This is a genomic window from Colidextribacter sp. OB.20, assembly GCF_009911595.1.
In the GTDB taxonomy this organism is placed as follows: Bacteria; Bacillota; Clostridia; order Oscillospirales; family Oscillospiraceae; genus Lawsonibacter.
The window spans coordinates 14,777-38,955 of record NZ_QWKG01000038.1 but is presented as its reverse complement, the minus strand read 5'-3'; the positions used below and the strand labels follow the sequence as shown (position 1 = coordinate 38,955).

Here is a 24,179-nt window from a genome sequence, read left to right as displayed (position 1 = left end):
GTAGCGGTCAACGCTATGGTGGCCACGGCCCAGTACGCTGACAGCGTCCGCACCGCCCTGCGAGCCGGGGTGGACGCGGTGGTCAGCGGGGCGGGCCTGCCCCTCCAGCTCCCCGCTCTGGCGGCGGAGGTGCCGGAGAGCGCCGCCGCCCTGGCCCCCATCGTCAGCGGAGGAAGGGCCGCCGCCCTGATTGCCAAGGTGTGGGATAAGCGCTACCGCCGCGTCCCGGACTTTGTGGTGCTGGAGGGCCCCCTGGCCGGAGGACATCTGGGCTTCTCCCCCGACGAGGCCAAGGAAGCCCAGGCGGGCCGGCCTGTCTCCCTCAGCGCCCTGCTCCGGGATGTGCGGGAGGCCCTGGCCCCCTTCCGGGAGAAATACCGGCGGGATATCCCCGTTTTTGTGGCCGGAGGGGTGAACGGCGGGAGGGATATGGCCCGCTGCATGGACGAGGGCGCCGCCGGCGCCCAGTTTGCCACCCGCTTTATCGCCACAGAGGAGTGCGACGCCAGCGAGGACTACAAGAAAATACTCCTCAGAGAAAAGGGGAATAACGTGACCATCGTAAAGAGCCCCGTGGGGATGCCCGGCCGGGCCCTGCGCAGCCCCCTGGTCCGCCGGGTGGAGGAGGAAACGCAGCCCGGGCCGGAGCGCTGCGTCGGCTGTCTGACCCCCTGCGGGAAGCTGGAGTCCCCCTACTGCATCTTCCAGGCCCTCATCGCCGCCTGGAGGGGGGACTGGGAGAACGGCCTGTTCTTCTGCGGGGCCAATGTGGGCCAGGTGGAGAGAATGTCCACGGTGGGAGAACAGATGGATCTGATTATGACAGAATGGAGGGCGGCACAGTGAAATTAGCCTTTGTATACGCCGGACAGGGCAGCCAGCACGCGGGTATGGGAAAGGACTTCTATGAGGAATTTCCCGAATTTTCCAACATCTTTGACCACGCCCCTGTGGATTTCGACCTGAAAGGGCTGTGCTTCCAGGGCCCGGAGGACCGGCTGTCCCAGACCCGCTATACCCAGCCCTGCATGGCGGCCTTCGCCGTGGGGGTGACCGACCTGCTGTATCAGGAGGGCATCCGCCCTCAGGCGGCGGCGGGGCTGTCCCTGGGGGAGTACTCCGCCCTCTATGCCGCCGGGGTGTTCAGCCGGGGGACGGTGATCTCCACGGTGGCCCTACGGGGCAAGGCCATGGAGGAGGCCGCCGCCGGTCTGGACTGCGGCATGACCGCCGTGTTGGGCCTGGACCGGGAGAAGCTCCAAAATGCCTGCGACGGGGCCTCAGAGCTGGGCGTGGTCCAGATCTGCAACTACAACTGTCCCGGCCAGCTGGTCATCGGCGGAGAGAAGGCGGCGGTGGACCGGGCCGGGGAGATCGCGAAGGAGCTGGGCGCCAAGCGGTGCATGCCCCTGAAGGTGAGCGGACCCTTCCACACCCGGCTGATGAAGCCCGCCGGGGACGCCCTGGCAAAGCATTTTAATACCATCTTCTTCGGCCCCATGGCCTTCCCCGTCTATTTCAACTGCAAGGGCGGGCCGATGGACGCAGACGACACCGTCCCCGCCCTGCTGGAGCGGCAGGTCCAGTCCCCCGTCTACTGGGAGGACACCATCCGCCGTATGGCGGCGGATGGGGTGGACACCGTGGTGGAGATCGGGCCGGGAAAGGCACTGAGCGGCTTCTTTAAAAAGACTGCTCCGGAGATAAAAACCTATCACATCGACACAGCAGCGGATTTCCACAGCGTGGTGTCCGCCCTGAAAGGAGAAACAGCATGAGCATGGATGGAAACGTGGCCCTGGTCACCGGCGGCAGCAGGGGGATCGGACGGGCTATTTGCCTGGAGCTGGCCCGGCAGGGGGCGGCGGTGGCCGTCAACTACGCCGGCAGCGGCGCTACGGCGGAGGAGACCGTCGCGCTGTGCCGCCAGCTGGGGGTGGAGGCGGAGGCCTTTCAGGCGGACGTGTCCGACCCCGCCGCCTGCGACGCTCTGGTGACTGCGGTGAAGGAGCGGTTCGGCCGGCTGGATATTCTGGTGAACAACGCCGGCATCTCCCGGGACGGCCTGCTCATGACCGCCAAGGAGGAGGATTTTACCAAGACGCTGGATACCAACCTGAAGGGGGCCTATTTCTGCACCAGGGCGGCGGCGAAGGTGATGCTGCGGCAGAAGTATGGACGGATTGTCTGCCTGTCCAGCGTGGTGGGGCTGCGGGGCAACCCGGGCCAGACCGCCTACGCCGCCAGCAAGGCGGGGGTGCTGGGACTGGTCAAGGCGGCCGCCAAGGAGCTGGCCGGGCGGGACATCACCGTCAACGCAGTGGCCCCCGGCTTTATCGAGACAGACATGACCGCCGCCCTGCCGGAAAAGGCCCGGCAGGCCATGCTGACCACCATCCCCAAGGGCCGGCCCGGCTCCCCTGAGGAGGCGGCCCGGGCGGTGGCCTTCTTCGCCGGGCCGGAGTGCGGCTACATCACCGGGCAGGTGCTGTGCGTAGACGGCGGCATGGCGGTTTAATGAGGTGAAGGATATGGAAAAGCGCAGAGTGGTAATCACTGGCATGGGGACGGTCAACCCGGTGGGGAACTCCGTCGCCGGGAGCTGGACGGCAGTCAAGGCGGGAAAATGCGGCATCGGGCCCATCACCCGGTATGACACGGCGGAGATGAAGGTCAAGCTGGCCGGCGAGGTAAAGGGTCTGGACATTGACGGCCTGCTGGGCAAGCGGGAGGCCAAAAAAATGGACCGCTTCACCCAGCTGGCCCTCATCGCCGCCCAGGAGTGCATGTCCGACGCCGGCCTGGACCGGGAGCGGGAGAAGCCGGACCGCTGCGGGGTGATCTTCTCCAGCGGCATCGGCGGCTTTGAGACGGTGGGCGAGGCCCACCGGCGGGGGAGCGAGCGGGGATACGACACGGTTTCTCCCTTCATGATCCCCATGATTATCTCCAACATGGCGGCGGGCCACATGGCCATCCGCTGCGGCTTTACGGGCATGTGCTCCTGCGTGGTCACCGCCTGCGCCGGGGGGACTAACGCCGTGGGAGACGCCTTCCGGCATATCCGGGACGGCTATGCCGAGGTGATGCTGTGCGGCGGGGCTGAGGCTGCCGTCACTCCCCTGGCTATGGGGGGCTTCACCGCCATGAAGGCCCTGTGCGAGAGCACAGACCCCCTTCGGGCCTCCATCCCCTTCGACGCCGAGCGCTCCGGCTTTGTCATGGGGGAGGGGGCGGGCGCCCTCCTGCTGGAGGAGCTGGGCCACGCCCAGGCCCGGGGGGCCAAAATTTACGCCGAGGTGATTGGCTACGGCGCCAACTGCGACGCCCACCACATCACCGCCCCCGCCCCGGGCGGGGCGGGCGGGGCCGCCTGTATGGCCCAGGCCCTGGCTGACGCCGGGATTTCCCCTGAGGCGGTGGACTACATCAATGCCCACGGCACCTCCACCCCCCTGAACGACGCCAGCGAGACGGCGGCCATCCACACCACCTTTGGGGACCACGCCCAAAAGCTGAAAGTCAGCTCTACCAAGTCCATGACGGGCCACCTGCTGGGGGCCGCCGGGGCGGTGGAGGCCATCTTCACCGCGCTGGCTCTGAAGGAGGGCTTCATCCCGGCCACCATCGGATATCAGGTCCCCGACCCGGCCTGCGATTTGGACATCGTCCCCAATGAGGGGCGCCAGGCGGAGATCAAAATCGCCCTGTCCAACTCCCTGGGCTTCGGGGGGCACAACGCGGCTGTTGTGCTGAAAAGGTGGGAGGCACATCTGTAGGGCGCGACGACCCCGGCACGCCGCCGAATCCATATACAAATAGGGCGGGCCGAGTCGTCCCGTCCCTACAAAAAAGGAGGTTTCCTGATATGGAGCTGAATATCGACCAGATCGAGGCCATTCTGCCCCACCGCTATCCCTTCCTGCTGGTGGACAGGATCACCGAGTGCGTCCCCGGCGAGGGGGCCAAGGGCATCAAGTGCGTCACCGCCAACGAGCCCTTCTTTCAGGGCCACTTCCCCGGCTTCAAGGTGATGCCCGGGGTGCTCATCATCGAGGCCCTGGCCCAGGTGGGGGCGGTGGCTATCCTCACCGAGGCGGGGAGCGAGGGCAGGCTGGCCCTCTTTGGAGGCATAAAAAACGCCCGGTTCAAGCGGCAGGTCCGCCCCGGAGATGTGCTGGAGCTGGAGTGCCGGCTCACCGCCCAGAAGGGGCCGGTGGGCTTCGGCACGGCGGAGGCCCGGGTGGAGGGGAAGCTGGCCTGTAAGGCGGAGCTCACCTTCGCCCTGACGGAACGCCCCTCTTGCGAAACGGGAGATTCTCTGGTATAATGTCCTCAATTCACGGAAACAGGAGGGGAAAAAAGGTGCTGGAGGAGAGCTTTGACCGAATCTACACCAAATTCAAGCTGCACTTTTACCAGGCGGTTTTTTCCAGATTCCAGACCAGAGAGGCCAGCCTGACGGCGGTGGAGACCTTCTGCATGGAGATCATCCGGGCTCTGGACGAGCCCACTGTCAACGAGTTCGCCTCCTTCGCCAACATCTCCTCTCCCAACGCCGCCTATAAGGTGAACAGCCTGATCCGGAAGGGGTATGTGGAGAAAGTCCAGTCCCCCAGCGACCGGCGGGAGTACCACCTGCGGCCCACCCAGAAGTTCCACGACTACTACAACCTGAGCAGCGCCTATGTGCAGGAGGTCATGAACCGGGTGCGGGAGCGCTTTACCCCGGAGGAGGTGGCCCAGATGGACCGGGTGCTGCGCATCGTAGGGCAGGAGCTGATGCCCGAGGTCGACCTGCGGTGACAGCCGGGCAGCCTTCCGCCGCCCGCAGCGGAGTTTTCGGGTATTTTTGCCCCGGACTGAGAATAAGCTTGACAGGGGCATAGCCTTGTGGTACACTGGCACCCAAAGTAAGGGAGTAGCCGGTACCGATTGGTGCAGCCCGGTCAACATACTGGAGGTTCTCCTCCTGGCCGGGCCTGAAATGGCGAGACTTATCTGTCCCAGGGACAGATAAGTCTCTTTTCTTATCGCTTGGAGGGACTTATCATGCGGCTGTACGAACTCTTTATTATCGCGGTCAGCCTGTCTATGGACGCCTTCGCGGTGTCCGTCTGCAAGGGGCTGTCCACCAGACGGCCCAGGGTGGGCCACTGTCTGATCTGCGGGGGGTGGTTCGGCGCCTTTCAGGCCCTGATGCCCCTGATCGGCTGGCTTCTGGGGGTCCGCTTCCAGGGGATGATCGTCTCCATCGACCACTGGATCGCCTTTTTCCTGCTGGGGATCATCGGCTTCAACATGGTTCGGGAGTCCCGGGGCGGAGAGGCGGAGGCGCTGGACAGCTCCTTCTCCCCCCGGGCCATGCTGCCCCTGGCGGTAGCCACCTCCATCGACGCCCTGGCGGTGGGGGTCACTTTCGCCTTTCTCCAGGTGGACAACATCGTCTCCGCCGTGCTGTTCATCGGCGTGACCACCTTTATTCTGTCCGCTGCCGGGGTAAAGGTGGGGGCGCTGTTCGGCCTGCGCTTCAAAAGCAGGGCGGAGCTGGCCGGGGGACTGGTCCTTATGGGCATGGGGGCAAAAATCCTGCTGGAACACACCTTGCTTTCCTGAGGTGTATTGTCTTTTCCTCCTCAATATGGTATGATAAAAAAATGGGAGTATTTTCCCGGTCTGTGTGCTGTCAAAACGGAAAGGAGCTTTTTATGAAAAAATCCGAAAACCTGCCCCTGCGCCTGCTGATCGGCGTGGCTGCGGGCATCATCCTGGGGCTGCTGATCCCCCAGGAGAGCACTCTGCCCTTCGCCTCCAGCGTGGTCAACGTCATCGGCACCGTCAAGTACATTTTGGGCCAGCTGATTAACTTCTGCGTCCCCCTTATCGTAATCGGCTTTATCGCCCCCTCCATCACCAAGCTGGGCAACAACGCCACCAGAATGCTGGGCGTGGCTATCGTCATCGCCTATGTCAGCTCGGTGCTAGCCGCCCTTCTGTCCATGGCTGCGGGCTACACCATCATTCCCCACCTGGCCTTTGCCTCCGCCGCCGAGGAGGGGGCCAGCCTGCCCGTCCCCTTTGAGCTGGCTATCCCCCAGATCATGCCGGTGATGAGCGCCCTGGTGTTCTCCGTGCTCATCGGCCTGGCCGCCGTGTGGACCAGGGCCAAAACAGTCACCGCGATTCTGGAGGAGTTCCAGAACATCGTGCTGGACATCGTGAAGCGGGTAGTCATCCCCATCCTCCCCATCTTTATTGCCTCCACCTTCTATCAGCTGGCCTGGAACGGCTCCATTACCAAGCAGTTCCCCGTCTTTCTCATCGCCATCCTCATTGTTATGGTGGGGCACTTCGTCTGGATGGCGATCCTCTACGGGGCGGCGGGAGCCTACTCGGGCCGCTCTCCCATCGAGGTGGTAAAGCACTACGGCCCGGCCTACATCACCGCCGTGGGCACCATGTCCTCCGCCGCCACCCTGGCCGTGGCCCTCCAGTGCGCCCACAAGTCCTCCGTCCTGCGCCGGGACATGGTGGACTTCGGCATCCCTCTGTTCGCAAACATCCATCTGTGCGGCTCGGTGCTTACCGAGGTATTCTTCTGCATGACCGTCTCCCAGGTGCTCTACGGCAAGCTGCCCTCCCTGGGCACCATGGTGCTGTTCTGTGTGCTGCTGGCCGTCTTCGCCATTGGCGCCCCCGGTGTCCCCGGCGGCACGGTGGTGGCCTCTCTGGGCCTCATCGCCGGCGTGCTCATGTTTGACGAGGCCGGCCGGGGCCTGATGCTGGCCATCTTTGCCCTTCAGGACAGCTTCGGCACCGCCTGCAATGTCACCGGCGACGGCGCCCTTACCCTAATTCTCACCGGCTACGCCGAGAAGCACAATATCAGCGCGCAGGAGCCTCGCCTCCTCTAAGCGCATAAAAATACGGCCCGGAGATTTGCTCTCCGGGCCGTATTTTTTATGTATCCCGCTCCTCCAGCTCGAAATCGGGACCGAACTGAAGGTCCTGCACCGAGATATCCGTCTCATGCCTGGGCGGCTCAGCGGAGGCCAGCATAGTGCTGCTGCCGTCCAGCCGGCCGTTCTCCACAATCAGGGAGGCGGTTGCCACATCGCCGTGAATGGCGCCGGTGCGCTCCAGGCACAGGTGGTCCCGGGCGGTAATACTGCCCTCCACGTTGCCTGCCACCCGCACTGCGTCGGCGGCAATGGGGCCCTGGACCGTTCCGCTGGGCGCGATGGTGACGCCGCCCCGCAGGTCGATCTCGCCCTCCAGTCGGCCCTCAATCTGAACGTTGCCCTCGCCCCGGATCACGCCGGTAAAGGTGATCCCTTGGGCAATAATGGTGTTGTTATTCGCCTTGGGCAGGGAGGGGATCTCGTCAAAGGGCTCCTCCTCAAAGGTGGTCGTGGGGACCGGCTCCTGTTTCGGCTGTGCTCCAAATAAACCCATAGTTCATCGCTCCTTATCTCAATGATTGGAATAACCGCGAATATCAAGGATTCAATGTACAAAAAATTATAGCAAACTTCCGCCCGGAACGCAAGGGAAAAAAGTACAAAAAACCTTGATGTCCCCGGCTTTTTTCCTCCCTCATGCTCAACCCGGCCCCCGTTGGAGGGGGCCGGAGCAGGCTAAAGGCTTCTCAGCAGCACCAGAACCAGCCCATAGATCACGCTGGCGCTGATGCCGAATACCAGTACCGGGCCTGCCACAGTGAAGAGCTTGGCGGCGGTGCCGGTAATCAGCCCCTCGCTTTTGAACTCCAGAGCAGGGGAGACCATGGCGTTGGCGAAGCCAGTGATGGGCACCAGGGTGCCTGCCCCCGCCCGCTTTGCCAGCTTATCAAAGACCCCCAGCCCGGTGAGCAGGGCGGCGGCCAGAATCAGGGTGACGGAGACGGCTGTCCCCGCCTGCTCCTTCTCCAGGCCATAGCTCTGGTACAGGTTCATCAGTCCCTGACCGGCGGCGCAGATGGCCCCGCCCACCAGAAAGGCCCACACCATATTCTTTCCTATGGGCGACGGCTTCGACCGCTCGTTCACCAGCCGGCCGTAGTCCTGATTGGTCATGCTCATAGCATTCGCTCCTTCCGCGTTTTCTCCAGGCGCTGTTTGAAAAATGGAAATATGCACAGTGGCGAGGGATTTTTCTGCCGGACAAACACAATTTTTCGCAGGAATACTGGATGTATTTCAAGAAAAATTGGGGCAGTATGGCAGAAAAAGATCCGCCCCTTGGGCGCATTGACATTTTTCAAACAAGCCTTAGCATCTCCTGTCCCAAAAAAAATATGCGGAGCCGTATGAAACGGGCCCGCCTCACATAAATTGTACCGGAAGGAGTGAGGAAAAATGTTCTATCCAAAGCGTCAGCTGATTGTCACCTGGATTGCCGCTCTGCTGGCGGGGTGCATACTCCATTTTCTGTATGGCTGGTGGTCCAGCGCCATCACCGCCCTGTTTTCCCCGGTGAACGAGAGCCTGTGGGAGCATGTCAAGCTGGTATTCTGGCCCTTCCTGGGGGCGGCGCTGGTGCTCAACCGGGACCGCCCGGGAGGAATCCGCCCCTGGCTGCTGGTTCTGCCCCTGCTGTGCGCCCTCACACTGGGGCTGGGGTGGGTGTACCACGTCATGCTGGGGGGCGAGGCTGTGTGGGTAGATATCGCCATCTACATTCTGGTCATGACCTTGGGCTTCTGGCTGGCCACCCGGTTTTCCGGGCCCTTTAAGGGAGTCAAGTGGCTGCTGGCTGTCCTGGCCGCCGCCCTCCTGGCCGGCCTCATCGCCTGGTTCACCCTCTACCCCCCGGAGGGCCTGCTCTTCCGGGACCTGGCCGCCGTGGGCTCCTGGCTGCCCCTGCCCTGTTGAGTTACTTTTTCTTGAAAGAAAAAGTAACCAAAAAGAACTTTAGCTGTCTCCTCTCCCCCTTTTCTGGTATACTGGACAGGGGGGACTTTTTATGGTCATCTACTACACAAAAAACCTCACTGCCAGGGGCCAGGCCCGGGAGCTGCTGGCTCGAGGGGCAAAGGAGCACTGGGGGCTGTCCCCACTGCCGGAAATTGCCCGGAGGGAGGGGGGCAAGCCCTATTTCCCCGGGCGGGAGGGGCTGCACTTCAACCTCAGCCACAGCGGGGAACTTGCCCTGTGTGCCCTGGATTCTGCCCCAGTGGGGGTGGACATCCAGATCGTGCGGACCTGGCGGCCCGGTTTGCCGGCCCGGGTATGCTCAGCGGAGGAACTGGCTTGGCTGGAGGACCAGCCCCAGCTGTGGCCCGCCTTCACCCGCCTGTGGACCCTGAAGGAGGCCCGGGCCAAGGAGAGCGGCCGGGGACTGCGGTCCTCCATCCGGGATATCCGGGTGCCCCTTCCGGAGGCGGGTCCCGTCCTCTTTGACGGCCTGTGGTTCCGAACCTGGACCGGCCCGGGCTGGGCGGCGGCGGTGTGCGGACACAGCGAGCCCCCGGAGGAGCTTCTGGAGATGTGAGAAGGACGGCCCGAGGCCGTCCTTCTTCTGTTATACCGCATCCAGGCACGCGGCTATGTGCTTTTGAAACCCCTCATTCGCATCGGACAGATAGTGCCAAACGGCGTGGAATGCGCCTGTGTACTCGCTGTTCATTTCGTCCAGACCCAGAACCATCATCCGGATTGCCGCCAATCCGTCGGAGATGCGCTGCGCGGATGTCTCCAGCTCCAGCAGATTGCTTTTTATATCCATTATAAAACTCCTTGCTTTTTCCCTGGAGTTGTGGCATAATCAAATTTACCATAACTCCTCGGGTTTGGTAAATAGGGTGTTGGTTTCTTTGAAGGGTGGCCAGCACTCTATTTATTTTCCAGGCGTTCCTTTACCAATTTGACCCCCGCTACGATGACCTCTGTCCTCGTCGTGTTTAAAGCGTCTGCACACTCCTGAATCAGTTCCGCTTCTCCCCTGGTCAAACGGAGATTAAGATTCACATTACGGGGGTTCTCTTTGGGAGGACGCCCTGTCCGTGGGCTCATTTCACCACCTTCTTTCTGCCCTCGCAATTATAATAAATCAGCAAGTGCAAAAAGTCAAGAAAAAATTTAAAAAAGTCCTTGACATTTCCCCTGTGTGAGGGTTTATCCTGATTTCAGGAGCCGGTTCCCACATCAAATCAAGGAGGAATGTCATGCTGACTATCGGTGAATTTTCCCGGCTGAGCCGGGTTACCCCACGGATGCTGCGCCACTACGACACCCTGGGCCTGCTGCGCCCCCAGGCGGTGGGGGACAACGGCTACCGCTACTACCGGCAGGAGCAGCTGTCCGACCTGGTAAAAATCCAGTGGCTGAAAAACTACGGCTTCTCCCTGGGGGAGATCGGCCCGCTGCTGGAGCTGGAGGACAGCCAGCTTCTCTCCAGCCTGCGGCAGCGGCGGCTGGAGCTCTATCGGGAGCTGGACCGGCAGCAAGGGGTGATCCACCAGATCGAGGCGGATATCCTCCGTATGGAGGGAACAGCTATGGAAAAAACGTATCATGTCATTCTGCTGGAGGACCCGGAGCAAAAGGTATTTTCCATCCGGGAGACCATCGGAGTGGACCAGTACCACGACTTTTTTGAGCGGCTGTATCGGGAGGCCGCCGCCCGGGGGCTGACCCAGGCGGGGCCCATCCAGATGCTCTACCACGACGAGGCGTTTAACCCCGAGCACTCCGACGTGGAGGCCCAGATGGTGGTGGCCCAGGACGGCCCGGACGTGAAGCGCAGGCCCGCCTGTCTCTGCGCGGCGGTACAGCACAGGGGGCCCTATGAGCGGCTGCAATACGCCTACGACGCCCTGTGCGCCTGGCTGGGGGAACACCCCGAATACCGGATGTGCGGCCCGGCCATGGACCGCTACTTCGGCGACCCGGACAACTCGCCCCCCGACCAGCTGGAGACCGGAGTGCTCTTCCCGGTGGAAAAGGTATAAGCGAAGGGGCGGCTTTACTGCCGTCCCTTTTAATTCTCTTGTCCCCGCCGCAGCAAGCAAGGCCCTCTTCGCAAGGGGGCTCCCGGCGAAGCCGGGTGGGGGGGTCTCCGAAAGAAATAGCTGAATCTTTGATCGGGAAAACCCTCTGTCATCCGCTGCGCGGATGCCACCTCCCTTTGCGAAGGGAGGCTTTTTTGTCAATCTACAGAAAAAGTCCGCCTTTCGGCGGACTTTTTTCAGGCCTTTTAAATCAGCCCTGCTGCTCGCGCATCTTGGCGAAGCAGTCGCTGCAGTAGACGGGGCGGTCGGACTTGGGCTCGAAGGGCACCTTGGCCTCACCGCCGCAGGAGGCGCACACGGCTGTGAAGTACTCACGGGGGCCGCGGGCGGCGTTCTTGCGGGCGTCACGGCAGGGTTTGCAGCGCTGGGGCTCGTTCTGGAAGCCGCGCTCTGCGTAGAACTCCTGCTCGCCGGCGGTGAAGGTAAACTCCTGGCCGCACTCTTTGCATACTAAAATCTTGTCTTCGTACATGGATATTCCCTCTCTTTGACTTTTGCCCGGCACTTGGCCTGGGCGTGTTGATATTTGCGATCAGCTCTCGCTGGATACGCCGGAAGAAATTTGCAGGGCCGTTTTGCGGCGGATACGCTGGATGGCGTTGTCCACCGACTTCTGGGAGCGGCCCACCCGCCGGGCGATCTCTCCACAGGAGAGCCCGCTCAGGTAGGGAGGTAGGATCTGTGCTTCAAACTTAGATAACCGGCCCTTGAGAGCCTCTAATCGCTCTCGCAGCTCTTCTCTGCCGATGACCACGTCCTCCGGGCTCTCGGCACTGGAAAACAAATATGCGTTGGTTCCGTCAAAAAGAGGGGGCTCGTAGGAAACACTGTGATTCAATGGGGCGTGCTTGCCGCCCTGCGCCGCCCGGACGGCGGTCAGCATACGGCTTCGGACGCATATCTCCGCATAGGTGCGAAAGGCGGTGTCCCGCCCAGGGTCAAAGCTCCGGATGGCGGTGAGCAGACCCAGCATTCCCTCCTGGATCAGGTCCTCGCTGTCGCCCCCCGCCAAAAACAGGGGACGGGCGCAGGCCCGCACCAGCCGGTTATACCGGCGCACCAGCTCTGTCTCCGCCTGAGAACTGCCCTGAGCCGCGCTCAGGCACAGCGCCTCATCTGAGGGGTTGGGAGTCTGTTCCATTTTTTATTACCTCAGTCATTATAAACAAAATGTTCAGATTTGTCAAGGGTTTTCCGGAAAAACTTTGTTCAATTTTCCATTGTCCTGTTTTTTACAGCCCGGCCACCAGATCGGCCAGCCGCTGGGCGGTCTCCTGGGCCAGGGACTGGGTCTTGGCCTCCACCATCACCCTCATGAGGGCCTCGGTGCCCGAGGGGCGCACCAGCACCCGGCCCTCCCCGGCCAGGGCCTCCTCCTCCCGCTGGATGGCCTGGGCCAGCAGAGGGCTGGCCATAGCCGCCTTTTTCACGTCGTTGTCCGCCACGGGGATATTGATGAGCACCTGAGGGTAGCGGGGGCAGACGCCAAAGACCTCGCTGGCCTTTTTGCCGCTCTCCTTCAGCAGGGCCAGGATGTGCAGGGCGGTGAGCTGGCCGTCGCCGGTGGTGGCGTGGTCCAGGAAGATGGTGTGGCCCGACTGCTCGCCTCCAAGGCGGTAGCCCTTCTCCACCATCCGCTCCAGCACGTTCCGGTCCCCCACGTCGGTGCACTCCGCCACCATCCCCTGCTCCTTTGTGTAGACGTGGAAGCCCAGGTTGGACATGACGGTGGCCACCACGGTGTTCCCGGGCAGCCGGCCCTTGCGCATCATGTCCAGGCCGCAGGCGGCCATGACCTGGTCGCCGTCGATCAGGCCGCCCTGCTCATCCACCGCCAGACAGCGGTCGGCGTCCCCGTCGAAGGCGATGCCGATGTCGTAGCCCCCGGCTTTCACCATGGCGGCCAGGGCGTCCATGTGGGTAGAGCCGCACCTGTCGTTGATGTTCACCCCGTCGGGGTCGGCGTTGATCACGTCGGTGCGCAGCTTGGAGAAGCGGTCGAACAGCCGGGCGGCGGTGGTGGAGGCGGCGCCGTTGGCGCAGTCCACCAGGATGCGCAGGCCGCCCAGGGTGGAGTCGATGGTGGACTCCAGGTGGTCGATGTAGTCCTCAGACGCCTTGGGCGCCACATAGCTCACCCGGCCGATGTCCGCCCCCGTCTTCATGGGCACGTTGTTGGAGCCAAACAGGACAATCTCCTCAATCTTTTCCTCCAGCTCGTCGGACAGCTTAAAGCCCTTTCCGTTGAAAATCTTGATGCCGTTGTGCTCGAAGGGGTTGTGGCTGGCCGAGATGACAATGCCCGCGTCGGCCTCCTCGTCCACCGTCACCCAGGCCACCCCCGGCGTGGGCAGGGTGCCCAGGTCCAGCACGTCCGCCCCGGCGGTGCACAGCCCGGAGATCAGCGAGCCCTTCAGCAGGTCGCCCGAAATGCGGGTGTCCTTGCCGATGGTCACCAGGGGCCTTCCTCCTTTGTCCTTCGCCAGCACCGTGGCGGCCGCAAGGCCCACCTTGTAGGCCAGGTCCGCGTCCAGCCCGGCGTTCACCACGCCCCGGATGCCGTCCGTTCCAAATAATTTGCCCATGTTAATACACCTCAAATCTCGTTCTGGTTATGTTCTTCACTGTGGGGCGGCCATAGGCCGCTCAAAGCCCCCGTCCCCCGCAGGGAAAGCCTCCCTTTGTAAAGGGAGGTGGCACGGCGAAGCCGTGACGGAGGGTTTCTCCTCCCAAAACGCGTCTGCGTGTTTTTTGGAAACCCCCCGCCGCTTCGCGGCACCCCCCTTTCTGAAGGGGGGCTTTTGGCGCTCACCTGTTGACTTGCCGCTTATCGGTACGGCCCAGGAGGTAGTCGATGCTGACGTCAAAGTACTCCGCCAGTGCGTACAGGCGGGGGACGTCCGGATAGCCCCTCCCTTGCTCATAACACTGATACCCACCATCCGACAGTCCAAGATGAACAGCTATCTCATGCTGTTTTTTTCCATTTTCAACACGAATCGCCTTCAGCCTGCGTGGAAATTTTTCCATAAATACACCTCTCCCCTCTTGACACGGAGGCAAGATAGATTTAATATATACTTAGTTTAACTCATAGTATATTAATTTAAATTAGGGGGTATTATTATGAACATACTGCCATCTCTGTTCCTCAACAACGCCATCGTCACTGAAATTGAGTCGTTCTGTGCCAGTGACCCAGAATTTATGCGTGCGCAGCAGGAATTTTATAAGATTACAGATCAAATTGAAACGCTGGCGAGCCCTGACCTATACGACGCATTTGAAAAAGGTCTATGGGCCTATCTGTATCGCACCGCCGACCTCTATTATCTCTATGGACTGGGTCTTCGTCAAGAGATTTTGCAAACCTTAGGGACGGGCGGATAATATCCGCCCCTACATCCGATGTCCTTAGTTGGCCCGTGTGTAGGGCGCGACGACCCGGCGCGCCGTTTCAAAAGGGTTTGCGGTAATTGAGCGGCGGGCCGAGGGCGTTCCGCCCTGCGAATTGCTGCCCCTACCGCTTGGCCGCCGCGAACTCGAACGCCTCCCGGACCCAGGCCATGAGCTCGCCATCGATCTCCTCCACCGACCCGATGACCAGATGGTGGGTCCACCTTCCAGGGTATGGCTCGGAGGCCTGGTCGATGCGTGGAGAGCCCTCCCGCCGGTTCAGCCCCAGGGTGATGGTGATGTAGGGATCGGGCCGGTCCTTGGCCTTCCGGGCGGCCAGAAAGGACACCGCCCCGAACACCCGGCGGTTCTTCAGGGTGATCTGGCTCTTCTGGGGCTGGATGATGACCCCCTCCAGCTCGGCCAGCAGGCGGCGCTCGAAGGCCTCATACAGGGGGATGGCCTCCGGCTTCTGGTTAAAAAAGAACAGGGTATTCTGGTCCATAAGGTCCTCCTTAAAAGCTCAGCTGATCCAGCCCACCCGGTTCGCCGGGGACAGGGAGGCCCAGGTGCTGGTAGGCCTTAGGCGTGACGCACCGGCCCCGGGGGGTGCGGGTGAGGAAGCCCAGCTGCATGAGATAGGGCTCGTACACGTCCTCCAGGGTGACGGCCTCCTCATTGATGGTGGCGGCCAGGGTCTCCAGCCCCACCGGGCCGCCCCGGTAGTTTTCCACAATGGACCGGAGCATCCGGTGGTCGATGGAGTCCAGGCCCAGGTAGTCAATCTCCAGGGCGGTGAGGGCCTCGTCGGCCACCTTTTTGGTGATGACGCCCCCCGCCCGCACCTGGGCGAAGTCCCGCACCCGGCGGAGCATCCGGTTGGCGATCCGGGGGGTGCCCCGGGAGCGGCGGGCAATCTCCATGGCGCCCTCCGGCTCGATGGGCACCTCTAAAATCCCGGCGGACCGGGTGACAATCCAGGACAGCTCCTCCGGGGAATACAGCTCCAGCCGCAGCGTCACCCCGAAGCGGTCCCGCAGGGGGGCGGAGAGCTGACCCGCCCGGGTGGTGGCCCCGATGAGGGTGAATTTGGGCAGGTCCAGCCGGATGGAGTTGGCTGAGGGGCCCTTGCCGATGATGATGTCGATGGCGTAGTCCTCCATGGCGGGGTAGAGGATCTCCTCCACCGCCCGGTTGAGACGGTGGATCTCGTCCACAAAGAGGATGTCGTTCTCGTTCAGGTTGGTCAGCAGGGCGGCCAGGTCCCCCGCCTTTTCAATGGCCGGGCCAGAGGTGATGCGCACGTTCACCCCCATCTCGTTGGCGATGATGCCGCTGAGGGTGGTTTTGCCCAGCCCCGGTGGGCCGTGGAGCAGCACGTGGTCCAGGGGCTCGTTTCTCATCTTCGCAGCCTGGATAAAGACCTCCAGGTTGCCCTTGGCCTTCTCCTGGCCGATGTACTCCCGGAGGGTTTTGGGCCGCAGGGAGTACTCCCCCTCGTCCTCACGGGTCAGGGAGGTGGTCACCAGGGGCTCCAGCTCCTCGGCGTCCAGCCCTCCACCGGAAAAATCGATACTCAACGCTTCACTTCCTTTTTACCACCGCCGGGCCAGGTCCCGCAGGATGTCCAGAAAAGCCTCCTCGCCCCAGGTGTTGATTTTCAGCCACATGCCCTGACTGCCCCCGGCGGTGATGCCGGAGAGGTACAGCTTCTCTCCGTCTCCCATCAGGGTGAGGGTCATGGACAGGCGGTTGCCGCCGGTCATGCTGTAGCGCTCATAGACCCGGACGGTCACCCGCACGCCAAAGCTCTGGAAACAGCTCTCCTCCTCGAAGCTGGCGGACATGCTGCCGTTCAGGATGCCCTCGTGGAAGTAGCGCAGGGCCTGATCGTAGTCGCCCCGCAAAGTGCACTCATATTTCGCCACAGGCTCACCCCTTTACCATCCTTTTCAGGGCCTGCTTGATGATCTGCTCCAGGGTCAGCCCCTCCAGATCCACTCCCTTGAGGGCCAGGTTGATCTCCCCCTGGGAGTAGCCCAGAACGGCCAGGGCCGCGGTGGCCTCAGACAGCTTGTTCTCCGGGATGACGGTCACCCCGGTCCCGCCATAGCTCTCCCCGGCGGCATTGACGGTCTGGCCCTTGGCCAGCTTATCCTTCAGCTCCAGAATCACCCGCTGGGCGATTTTTTTGCCGATGCCCTGGGCGCAGGTGAGGGCCTTCTCGTCCCCGGTGATGATGGACAGGGCCAGATTGGCCGGACTGCTGGCCGACAAAATGGACAGGGCCGCCTTGGGGCCCACGCCGGAGACCGAGATCAACTGCTGGAACAGCCTCAGCTCCTCCGCCGTGGCGAACCCGTACAGCTCCATCGCATCCTCCCGGACATTCAGATGGGTAAACAGCTTGCCCTTCTCCCCCTTCTTCAGCGCGGACAGGGTATAGCTGGTGGTGCGGCAGGCGTAGCCCACTCCGCCGCAGTCAATGACAGCCAGGTAGGGCTCAATGTGGGCCACTACCCCGTTGAGATAATAGAACAAATTGGGTTCCTCCTTGCAGGGCGGGACGACTCGGCCCGCCGTTCGTATTGTAAGACGGCGCGCCGGGGTCGTCGCGCCCTACACATAAAGCAATCAGCGTGTATCGTATTTCTCCGGGTTGAAGACCCGCTCAGTATTGAGCAGACTGGTGGCCGACCGGGCGTGACAGATGGCAATCGCCAGAGCGTCGGCGGCGTCGTCGGGCCGGGGAATCTCCTTCATTCCCAGCAGCCGCTGGGTCATAAGCATAACCTGCCGCTTGTCCGCCCCGCCGTAGCCCGCCACCGCCTGCTTCACCTGCATGGGGGTGTACTCAAAGATAGGCACCCCCAGCTTCTCCGCCGACAGCAGGATCACCCCCCGGCCATGGGCCACAGAGATTCCTGTGGTAATATTCTTGGTAAAAAACAGTTCCTCCACCGCCATCTCATCGGGGTGGAAGGCGTGAATCAGCTCCTCCATGTCGCCGGAAATCTGGAGGAGCCGGTGGGACAAGGGGATACCCGGCGGGGTGGTAATCACCCCATAGCGCAGGAGGGTGTTCTTCTGCCGCTCCGCCCGGATAACTCCGAAACCAATGGTGGCCACCCCCGGGTCGATGCCTAGGATAATCATTGCTTCCCTCCCTGTTCTTTTTCTTTTGAAAAAGAACCAAAAAGAAAACTTTTGAGAAAAACTTCGTTTTTCCTCTTGCTCACAATATTACATGGTAAGTATAGCACAAGTGTGATAAAATGGGAAGAAAGTTTTTCTGGCCTGTGACAATTTACCTCGCTGCTTTGAGTTATGGGTGAAAGGAGGTCTTGCGTATGGAAGCTCTGCCGCTGCGCGCGGGCGGTGAGATGGATTCGATTATAGACCGCTATCAAAATACAGTATATGGCCTGGCCCTGGCCCGGACGGGCAATCGGGCCGACGCCGACGACGTGTTTCAGGAGGTATTTTTGGCCTACTGCCAGTGCGGCAAGACCTTTCGGGACGAGGAGCACCGGAAGGCCTGGCTGCTGCGCACCACCATTAACCAGTCCCGGCGGGTGACCTCCTCCACCTACAGGCAGAGGACCATCCCCCTGTCAGAGCGGGAGGACGCCCCTGTCCTCTTCCGGGAGCCCGAGGAAAATCGGGTGTGGGAGGCCCTGCAAGAGCTGGCCGAGGACTACCGCCTGCCCATTTATCTGTTTTACTTCCAGGAGCTGTCCACCCAGGAGATCGCCAAAACTCTGGCGATACGCCCCGGGGCCGTCCGGATGCGGCTGACCCGGGGACGGGAACAACTCCGGGAACGACTGAAAGGAGCGTATTTCGATGAGTAAGGAATTGTTTGATTCCATGAACAAGCAGATGACCCCCTCCCCCCAGGTCCGGGCGGCCCTCAGCGAGAAGCTGGCCCAGGCCCCGAAAAAACGGCCCGTCCCCTGGAGAAGATACGGGGCCATAGCCGCCTGCGCGGCGCTGGTGATTGGGGCGTTCTCTCTTCATAGCGATGCTCAGGAGGACGCCCAGTGGATGGTTTTCCTGCGCAGTTTTAATCGAGACGTCATAGAGACCAGGCTCCACAGCTATGTGACGGTGGAGGGGCTGACCGAAATCATGCCGGAAAACGCTTCCACCACTGAAACCGGCGGAGGTGATACAAGCACTCCCAACACCGACGACCTGCTTTCCCCCTCCCGCAGCCTATGCTATAATAGTGTCGGTGATACAGGCACCCCCAACACCGGCGACTCGCCCAATCGGGATTATGCCCCCTCCGGCGCTCTGCCTGGCGGGGCCTACGTCGGCGATGCCCCCGTCCAGGAGGAGGCCGTCAACGCCTATGAGAAGCTGATGGACCGCTTCAATGGCACCTACCCCGACTGGTACGGCGGGGCCTATATCGACGGCTCCGGCTGGCTGGTGGTCCAGCTGGTGGAGGACAAGGACCCCGTAGACAAATCCCTGGAGCTTCAGGTGCTGGACTGGACGGACGACGGCCACGTGATATTCAGCTCCTGCAAATACTCTCTGGCCCATCTGAAGGGACTGATGGACCAGCTCAACGCCCTGCCGGACAAGGACATGAAATGCGGCGACGTGATGGCCGGCTGGGGCATCGACGAGGAGGCCAACCGCATCGAGCTGACCCTCACCCAGGTCTACGAGCCCATCCTCGCCATTTTGGCGGAGCTGGACCCCGACGACGACGCCATCTTTGTCAAGGTGGGTCAGCGGGCCAGCGTGGATGGCCTCGTCAAGGAGGGCGAGGACCCGGCGGTCTACCACGTCATGCCCGGCGGGGTCCCCGCCCCCAGGGACGAGGACCTCATCGCCGTCGAGCCCCAGTACGACGGGGAACATTACGATGTAAGCAACCTCCCCGACGAACTGCCCCAACAGAAGCTGCCCGCCTTTGAGGTGGATTCCGCCCCTGAGGAGGACACCTCGTCCTTCACCCCGGCCTATGACCCAGACGTGGGTTTCCGCTGTCCCAAAGAATGATGAAAATCCCGGCCGGAGGCCAATGTCATTAATCTAAAGTGTTAAGGGGACAAATGCGGTGCATTTGCCCCCTTAACATATATACATATTCTTACCAATCCCCTTATCAAACAGAGAAAAGCTTCCGATATATTCTTATATTTGCCAACTGCGGATAATGAAGGATAAAAGGAGATTGCAAAGATGATTCACTGCATAAAAAATTTAAAAATCAGACTGAAGCTTTATATTCTCATAGGCGTTGCGCTGCTTGGAATGCTTATTATCAGCGGGATGTCATTTTTTCTTATGGGCCGGATGAACGACGTGACAAGCGATATTGCAACAAGCTGGCTTCCCAGTGTAGATGCAGCAAGGGAACTGAGCACTACCATTTCCAATGTCCGGCTGAATGAGCTGGAGTACATTACCGCAGGCTCTGATAGCGAAGAGGAGACGAGCCTTCGGTTCCTCCAGAACGAAATCGAAAGAATGGACGCCCTCTTAGCCGCATATGGGGATATGATTGATGAGGAAGAACGAAATTTCTATAACAACGCAAGCAATCTCTGGACACAGTACCAGGCGGCGGAAGAAGAAATGATGGCTTTCGCCGAACAGGGCCGCCCTGAGAGTGCCCGTGCGATTCTGGACGGAGAATGTGCGGCGCTTTTCAGCTCCTTGAACAGCGCTTTTGATGATATTATCGCCTACAATACGAAGGGGAGCGATGATGCAGCGGCGGAAAGCGCTTCCCTTTACAGAACTGCCATCTTGACCATGGCAGCAGTTGTCATTGCCATCATCCTCGTAGGCGTCTTTTTCTCATTTGTGATTATACGCCTGATCAAAATCCCTATTTCTGAAATCCAGAATGCCGCCATAAAAATGGCGGAAGGGGATCTGAATGTAAAGATTTCCTATACCTCGAAGGATGAACTGGGCGTTCTCGCCGTTCAGGTGGGCAGATTGATCCATAAGCTTCAGCTTATTATTGAGGATGAGAATCAATTCCTTGCTAAAATGGCTGAGGGAGATTTTACGGTGGATTCGGCCTGCGAGGAGGTGTATACAGGCGGCTTTTATCCTCTGCTTGTCTCGTTCCGGGGCATTGCAGACAAGCTCAATGACACAATGCTGCAAATCAGTCAAAGCTCTGCTCAGGTTGCGGGCGGAGCGGACCAGGTATCGAACGGCTCTCAGGCGCTTGCCCAGGGGGCAACTGAGCAGGCCAGCTCTGTACAGGAACTCGCTGCCACGATTGATGTAATCTCCAACAAGGTAAATCAGAACGCAGACAGTGCGCGGCAGGCCAGTAAAGCGGCAGACGCTGTCAGCGTAAAGATGAATGTGAGCAAAGAAAAAATGCAGCAGATGACACATGCAATGGGGGATATCAGCAGTTGCTCCAGTGAGATCAGCAAAATCATGAAGATTATTGAGGATATTGCGTTCCAAACTAATATTCTCGCCCTGAACGCCGCCGTAGAGGCTGCCCGCGCAGGCGCCGCCGGAAAAGGGTTTGCCGTAGTAGCCGATGAAGTCCGCAATCTGGCAAACAAGAGCACAGAGGCTTCCGAGAATATCGCTGCTTTGATTGCAAATTCTTTGCAGGCAATCGAAAACGGAACGCAGATTGCGGACGACACAGCGCAGTCCTTGATTCAAGCGGTCAGCGATGTGAACGAAATGGCCGGCATTATTGAACAGATTTCGGAGGCCAGCAGTGATCAGGCGGATTCTATCGCTCAGCTCACGGTGGGAATTGACCAGATCTCCAATGTTGTACAGACAAACTCGGCAACTGCGGAGGAAAGCGCGGCGGCAAGCGAGGAGCTGTCCAGTCAGTCACAGCTTATGAAGAATCTGGTAGAAAGGTTTCAGCTGAAGAGCGCCCCTTCAAAATGCTCCCGGTAGGCTGATGTGTTAGGATAGCGTCAGGTTTGATATTTTGCAGGGGAGTCGAATCCCTCTCATTACTCATTTTGCACTTTGATTTTGAACTGTTTCCTCTTAGTCAATGACATATGGTGTCTGAGGTAGAAAAAGCCTGTAGCCCTTGAAATACAAGAGTTACAGATAAAGAACGGCCCTACTTGATCCGAACGATTGACAACAATTTGTTCAGATCAGGTAGGGTCGTTCTTTTTGGTGGAATCAACCCAAAAGTGTTCGAACCCGTTAAGGAAAAAAATTGGGGTCTGTGCCTCCCACACTGATAAGGCTTTCCCTCATTTTTGCTGCAACCGGATTGTCTTCAACATGCGCTTCCGGGTCATTCACGCAATCCATTAGATACCTGTGATTCTCTATCATTTCAAGAGTATCTTCATAAGACAATTCCTGCTTATCATCGGTGAAATGGAACGTGATAACCATTCTCTCTTTATAAACATATATCTTGTCAACGAAAATGTCAAGAACATATTCCCTCAGTTCTTTATTGTCCAGATTCCCTACAAAACTCTCGAAGAATTTCACAATATCATCAAGTTTTATATCGTACTTTTCCCGAAGTTCTTCCGCTTCAATCTGCTCTTTCAACATGCGCTTCTGGCCTTCTAATTCGTTCATGGCCTCTTGGACTGTTTCATTGAAAATTCCCGCGCTAATGGCTTTTACAAAGTTTTGCAATTTGCCCTCAACGTCTTTCAGCTTGCTTTTCAGTGATTCCAGATATGCCCCCTTATCATCACTTTTGCTATCTGCGTAATAGTCGAAACATAGCTTTGCGATAATTAGCCTTAATGTAGAATCTTCAAGTATTCGGTCAAGGGTATGTCTTACGATTGCTTCAAGTTTCTCCTTTCGCTGATTTCCCATTTTACACGCTTTTTTCTGGTGGTTCAAACAGGAATAATAGTAGTAGATTTTCCCGGTTTTACTCGTCCCAGATATACCATGAAGAGTGGCACCACATTCACCGCAATATATATGACCTGTGAGCCAGAAATCAGTTTCTTCTGGGTTTAGCTTCCTCGCCGCACCTGTGCCGCCCCGCTTATTCTTTGTTAGCTTCTTGTCGGCAGCGTCAAACAGCTCAACACTAATAATTTGAGGCATTCCGCCCGGTATGACATGCTCACCCCATCTATATTCGCCTATATACGCCCTGTTGCGAAGTATCATATTTAGCGAGTTCACAACAAATTTATTGCCCCGAACACTCCTGAGCCCGCTTTCGTTTAACTCATTCGCTATTTTTTGAAGGGGTTTCCCCTCCACATAATCAGTAAAGATTTTCCGAACAATCGGCGCGGTTTCCGGGTCAATTTCATACTTTTTATTCGGCTTCCCAATATACCCCAAAATTTTTACGCCGTTATACAACGCATTTTCAGCGTTAAAATTTTGCCCTCTCATAACGTTGCTGCGGTGGTTCTCAATGAAGTTGTGCGCCATAGAAGCATATAACGCCTGTATCACATAACGCATATGGCTATCATCTGGAAGCGGCTCACCTACAGTAACGATTTGAACGCCCGAATCTTGTAATTGTGCGTCAATAAAAAATGAATCATGTATTTCACGGGAAAGCCTGTCGAGCTTCCAGAGAATCAAATAGGCGGGACGCTTATGCTTTGCCTCATAAAGCATGTGCTGCAATCCCGGTCTTTCTATTGTAGTTCCTGTGATACCTCTATCCTCAAATTCACAGCCAGGGGGAATGATATAGCCGTGTTTTTCTGCGTACTCATGGGCCGCTTGCCGCTGCTGGTCAATGGAAACGTCCCGTTGTGCGTCAGAGCTATAGCGATAGTAGCAAAAGGCGATATTTCCCGGATTTCGCTTGAACTCTTTCATTTTGTTAGCCACTGTTATTCGCTCCTTTCCTGTTTTGGTGGTTTTCGTGTATTTCAAAATTGGTGCCGGGCCTTTCTGGCCGGAGGTGCGCCAGCACCTCTTGATTACACAAAAGCACAGGGCCGAAAGGCTGTCAAGGCCGCCGAAGGCGAGGTGAAGCCGGTGCCTTGACTGCCTTTCGGCTCTGTGCTATCCCCCGCGCTGCCCCTCTGCAAGCCTCTCTACATACTTCTTTAGCGTGTTCCGGCTGATACCATGCTTTTCCATAACGGCCTTTTGGGTAATCGTCCTGTCGTGCATATAAAGCTCTAAATCGTGCCTTAATTCATCGGTCATTTTGTCCAACGAGCCTTTTTTCCGTCCGCTTCTCTTGTCGCTTGCCGCGATACCATCCTTTATAGCCTTTGAGATATAACGCCGCTGCTGCTCCGCCATGTCAAGCTCCACAATAAGCAGAGTCTTTATTGTTCCCTCCATGGCGGTCTTTGTGATTATATTGTGACTTTCCGCTGTATTCATCATTTGCCGGATATAGTCGCTTGATATACCGGGATTATCTAAAAAAACAATGTTAATACCCCTTTCAAGCCATTCCATATATTTTTTATAACCGTTCTCGGTTTCGCGTGTAAATCTCGATAAATCCTTAAAAACAACCGTGTCGCCGCTGTGTAACGCTTTGTCAAGTTTGTTAAATTCCTTCCTATCCGTGAAGTTCTTGGCGGATTTTTCTTCTGAAAATTCATGCAGATATTCAATACCATGTTTTTCGGCGTATCGCTTCAAAGCCTTTTCCTGTCTGGCGAAGTTCTGCCGCTCCGTATCGGTGGAAATTCGCATATAGCTAAAATAGTTCCCCACAAAATCGCCTCCAATCGTCAAACAAACTATAGTTATTATGACAATAAAATTATACCGTCAAAATAACTTTTTGTCAAGATATTTTGACGGTATAGTCTTTAACATTTTA

29 protein-coding genes are annotated in these 24,179 nt (G+C 58.8%); 15 read left to right on the top strand and 14 right to left on the bottom strand.

The genetic code is table 11. From position 1 onward, the window contains the following. The 8 genes from D1641_RS10635 to D1641_RS10600 all read left to right on the top strand — a co-directional run. A partial coding sequence (locus tag D1641_RS10635) for a nitronate monooxygenase (protein WP_160665476.1) occupies window positions 1-846 on the top strand: 846 nt, incomplete at its 5' end. Continuing rightward, window positions 843-1,778, top strand: a complete 936-nt coding sequence (gene fabD, locus D1641_RS10630; RefSeq protein ID WP_160665474.1) for an ACP S-malonyltransferase — start codon at window positions 843-845, stop codon at window positions 1,776-1,778. The genes D1641_RS10635 and fabD, both read left to right, overlap by 4 nt. Beyond that, window positions 1,775-2,518 carry a 3-oxoacyl-[acyl-carrier-protein] reductase gene (gene fabG, locus D1641_RS10625; protein WP_160665472.1) on the top strand — a complete coding sequence of 248 codons (744 nt, stop codon included), beginning with the start codon at window positions 1,775-1,777 and terminating at the stop codon, window positions 2,516-2,518. The genes fabD and fabG overlap by 4 nt, the downstream gene beginning before the upstream one ends. 13 nt (window positions 2,519-2,531) lie before the next feature. Beyond that, window positions 2,532-3,779 carry a beta-ketoacyl-ACP synthase II gene (gene fabF / locus D1641_RS10620; protein WP_160665470.1) on the top strand — a complete coding sequence of 416 codons (1,248 nt, stop codon included), beginning with the start codon at window positions 2,532-2,534 and terminating at the stop codon, window positions 3,777-3,779. 89 nt (window positions 3,780-3,868) lie between these two features. Further along, window positions 3,869-4,330: a 3-hydroxyacyl-ACP dehydratase FabZ gene (gene fabZ / locus D1641_RS10615; protein WP_160665468.1), complete on the top strand. Its 462-nt coding sequence runs from the start codon at window positions 3,869-3,871 to the stop codon at window positions 4,328-4,330. Window positions 4,331-4,365: 35 nt separating this feature from the next. Further along, window positions 4,366-4,806, top strand: coding sequence for a MarR family transcriptional regulator (locus D1641_RS10610; RefSeq protein WP_160665466.1), 441 nt, complete (start codon window positions 4,366-4,368; stop codon window positions 4,804-4,806). 246 nt (window positions 4,807-5,052) lie between these two features. Further along, window positions 5,053-5,616 (top strand): manganese efflux pump MntP family protein, encoded by a 564-nt coding sequence (locus D1641_RS10605; RefSeq protein WP_160665461.1) that lies wholly within the window; start codon window positions 5,053-5,055, stop codon window positions 5,614-5,616. A gap of 92 nt (window positions 5,617-5,708) precedes the next feature. Then, window positions 5,709-6,914, top strand: a complete 1,206-nt coding sequence (locus D1641_RS10600; RefSeq protein WP_160665459.1) for a dicarboxylate/amino acid:cation symporter — start codon at window positions 5,709-5,711, stop codon at window positions 6,912-6,914. 46 nt (window positions 6,915-6,960) lie between these two features. Here the strand turns inward: D1641_RS10600 and D1641_RS10595 are convergent, their stop codons facing one another. Beyond that, complete coding sequence (locus tag D1641_RS10595) at window positions 6,961-7,455, bottom strand: polymer-forming cytoskeletal protein (protein WP_160665457.1); 495 nt, start codon at window positions 7,453-7,455, stop codon at window positions 6,961-6,963. Window positions 7,456-7,637: 182 nt separating this feature from the next. Continuing rightward, complete coding sequence (spoVAC, locus tag D1641_RS10590; RefSeq protein WP_160665455.1) at window positions 7,638-8,081, bottom strand: stage V sporulation protein AC; 444 nt, start codon at window positions 8,079-8,081, stop codon at window positions 7,638-7,640. Between the two features lie 276 nt (window positions 8,082-8,357). Here spoVAC and D1641_RS10585 point away from each other — a divergent pair, with 276 nt between their 5' ends. Together D1641_RS10585 and D1641_RS10580 are read left to right on the top strand one after the other, a co-directional pair. After that, window positions 8,358-8,873, top strand: coding sequence for a DUF6512 family protein (locus D1641_RS10585; RefSeq protein WP_160665453.1), 516 nt, complete (start codon window positions 8,358-8,360; stop codon window positions 8,871-8,873). A 91-nt stretch (window positions 8,874-8,964) separates the two neighbouring features. After that, window positions 8,965-9,492 carry a 4'-phosphopantetheinyl transferase superfamily protein gene (locus D1641_RS10580; RefSeq protein ID WP_160665451.1) on the top strand — a complete coding sequence of 176 codons (528 nt, stop codon included), beginning with the start codon at window positions 8,965-8,967 and terminating at the stop codon, window positions 9,490-9,492. A gap of 30 nt (window positions 9,493-9,522) precedes the next feature. Here D1641_RS10580 and D1641_RS10575 read toward each other — a convergent pair whose 3' ends face one another. Then, the gene (locus tag D1641_RS10575) at window positions 9,523-9,726 is read right to left on the bottom strand and encodes a hypothetical protein (RefSeq protein ID WP_160665449.1); all 204 of its coding nucleotides are present in this window, start codon (window positions 9,724-9,726) and stop codon (window positions 9,523-9,525) included. Between the two features lie 439 nt (window positions 9,727-10,165). Here D1641_RS10575 and D1641_RS10570 point away from each other — a divergent pair, with 439 nt between their 5' ends. Next, window positions 10,166-10,951, top strand: a complete 786-nt coding sequence (locus D1641_RS10570; RefSeq protein ID WP_160665447.1) for a MerR family transcriptional regulator — start codon at window positions 10,166-10,168, stop codon at window positions 10,949-10,951. A 250-nt stretch (window positions 10,952-11,201) separates the two neighbouring features. Here D1641_RS10570 and D1641_RS10565 read toward each other — a convergent pair whose 3' ends face one another. From D1641_RS10565 to D1641_RS10550, 4 genes are all read right to left on the bottom strand, one after another. Then, a complete protein-coding gene (locus D1641_RS10565) occupies window positions 11,202-11,483 on the bottom strand; it encodes a zinc-ribbon domain containing protein (RefSeq protein ID WP_160665445.1) in 282 nt (93 codons plus the stop codon). A 60-nt stretch (window positions 11,484-11,543) separates the two neighbouring features. Further along, complete coding sequence (locus D1641_RS10560) at window positions 11,544-12,152, bottom strand: sigma-70 family RNA polymerase sigma factor (protein WP_160665443.1); 609 nt, start codon at window positions 12,150-12,152, stop codon at window positions 11,544-11,546. Window positions 12,153-12,243: 91 nt separating this feature from the next. Next, the gene (gene glmM / locus D1641_RS10555; protein ID WP_160665441.1) at window positions 12,244-13,596 is read right to left on the bottom strand and encodes a phosphoglucosamine mutase; all 1,353 of its coding nucleotides are present in this window, start codon (window positions 13,594-13,596) and stop codon (window positions 12,244-12,246) included. A 223-nt stretch (window positions 13,597-13,819) separates the two neighbouring features. Then, entirely contained in the window at window positions 13,820-14,041 is a 222-nt protein-coding gene (locus tag D1641_RS10550; RefSeq protein WP_160665439.1) for a helix-turn-helix transcriptional regulator, read from the bottom strand. Between the two features lie 96 nt (window positions 14,042-14,137). Here D1641_RS10550 and D1641_RS10545 point away from each other — a divergent pair, with 96 nt between their 5' ends. Continuing rightward, a complete protein-coding gene (locus tag D1641_RS10545; RefSeq protein WP_160665437.1) occupies window positions 14,138-14,401 on the top strand; it encodes a hypothetical protein in 264 nt (87 codons plus the stop codon). Window positions 14,402-14,531: 130 nt separating this feature from the next. Here the strand turns inward: D1641_RS10545 and D1641_RS10540 are convergent, their stop codons facing one another. The 5 genes from D1641_RS10540 to ruvC form a co-directional block, all read right to left on the bottom strand. Then, complete coding sequence (locus D1641_RS10540; RefSeq protein WP_160665435.1) at window positions 14,532-14,912, bottom strand: DUF5655 domain-containing protein; 381 nt, start codon at window positions 14,910-14,912, stop codon at window positions 14,532-14,534. A gap of 10 nt (window positions 14,913-14,922) precedes the next feature. After that, the gene (ruvB, locus tag D1641_RS10535; protein WP_160665433.1) at window positions 14,923-15,987 is read right to left on the bottom strand and encodes a Holliday junction branch migration DNA helicase RuvB; all 1,065 of its coding nucleotides are present in this window, start codon (window positions 15,985-15,987) and stop codon (window positions 14,923-14,925) included. Window positions 15,988-16,002: 15 nt separating this feature from the next. Continuing rightward, window positions 16,003-16,335 (bottom strand): DUF6054 family protein, encoded by a 333-nt coding sequence (locus D1641_RS10530; RefSeq protein WP_160665431.1) that lies wholly within the window; start codon window positions 16,333-16,335, stop codon window positions 16,003-16,005. Window positions 16,336-16,339: 4 nt separating this feature from the next. After that, window positions 16,340-16,948, bottom strand: coding sequence for a Holliday junction branch migration protein RuvA (gene ruvA, locus D1641_RS10525; RefSeq protein ID WP_160665429.1), 609 nt, complete (start codon window positions 16,946-16,948; stop codon window positions 16,340-16,342). Between the two features lie 93 nt (window positions 16,949-17,041). Continuing rightward, entirely contained in the window at window positions 17,042-17,563 is a 522-nt protein-coding gene (gene ruvC / locus D1641_RS10520) for a crossover junction endodeoxyribonuclease RuvC (protein ID WP_160665427.1), read from the bottom strand. 194 nt (window positions 17,564-17,757) lie between these two features. On the opposite strand from ruvC, the gene D1641_RS10515 reads away from it, so the two are divergent. The 3 genes from D1641_RS10515 to D1641_RS10505 all read left to right on the top strand — a co-directional run bounded on the left by D1641_RS10515 (window position 17,758) and on the right by D1641_RS10505 (window position 21,322). Beyond that, complete coding sequence (locus D1641_RS10515; RefSeq protein WP_160665425.1) at window positions 17,758-18,261, top strand: sigma-70 family RNA polymerase sigma factor; 504 nt, start codon at window positions 17,758-17,760, stop codon at window positions 18,259-18,261. Continuing rightward, window positions 18,254-19,426 carry a hypothetical protein gene (locus D1641_RS10510; protein WP_160665423.1) on the top strand — a complete coding sequence of 391 codons (1,173 nt, stop codon included), beginning with the start codon at window positions 18,254-18,256 and terminating at the stop codon, window positions 19,424-19,426. The genes D1641_RS10515 and D1641_RS10510 overlap by 8 nt, the downstream gene beginning before the upstream one ends. A 183-nt stretch (window positions 19,427-19,609) precedes the next feature. Continuing rightward, window positions 19,610-21,322 carry a methyl-accepting chemotaxis protein gene (locus D1641_RS10505; protein WP_160665421.1) on the top strand — a complete coding sequence of 571 codons (1,713 nt, stop codon included), beginning with the start codon at window positions 19,610-19,612 and terminating at the stop codon, window positions 21,320-21,322. Between the two features lie 264 nt (window positions 21,323-21,586). Here the strand turns inward: D1641_RS10505 and D1641_RS10500 are convergent, their stop codons facing one another. Both D1641_RS10500 and D1641_RS10495 read right to left on the bottom strand, forming a co-directional pair. Beyond that, on the bottom strand, window positions 21,587-23,221 hold the full coding sequence (locus D1641_RS10500; RefSeq protein WP_160665419.1) for a recombinase family protein: 1,635 nt from the start codon (window positions 23,219-23,221) through the stop codon (window positions 21,587-21,589). A gap of 177 nt (window positions 23,222-23,398) precedes the next feature. Then, window positions 23,399-24,070: a recombinase family protein gene (locus D1641_RS10495; RefSeq protein WP_347707419.1), complete on the bottom strand. Its 672-nt coding sequence runs from the start codon at window positions 24,068-24,070 to the stop codon at window positions 23,399-23,401. Between the last annotated feature and the right edge of the window lie 109 nt (window positions 24,071-24,179).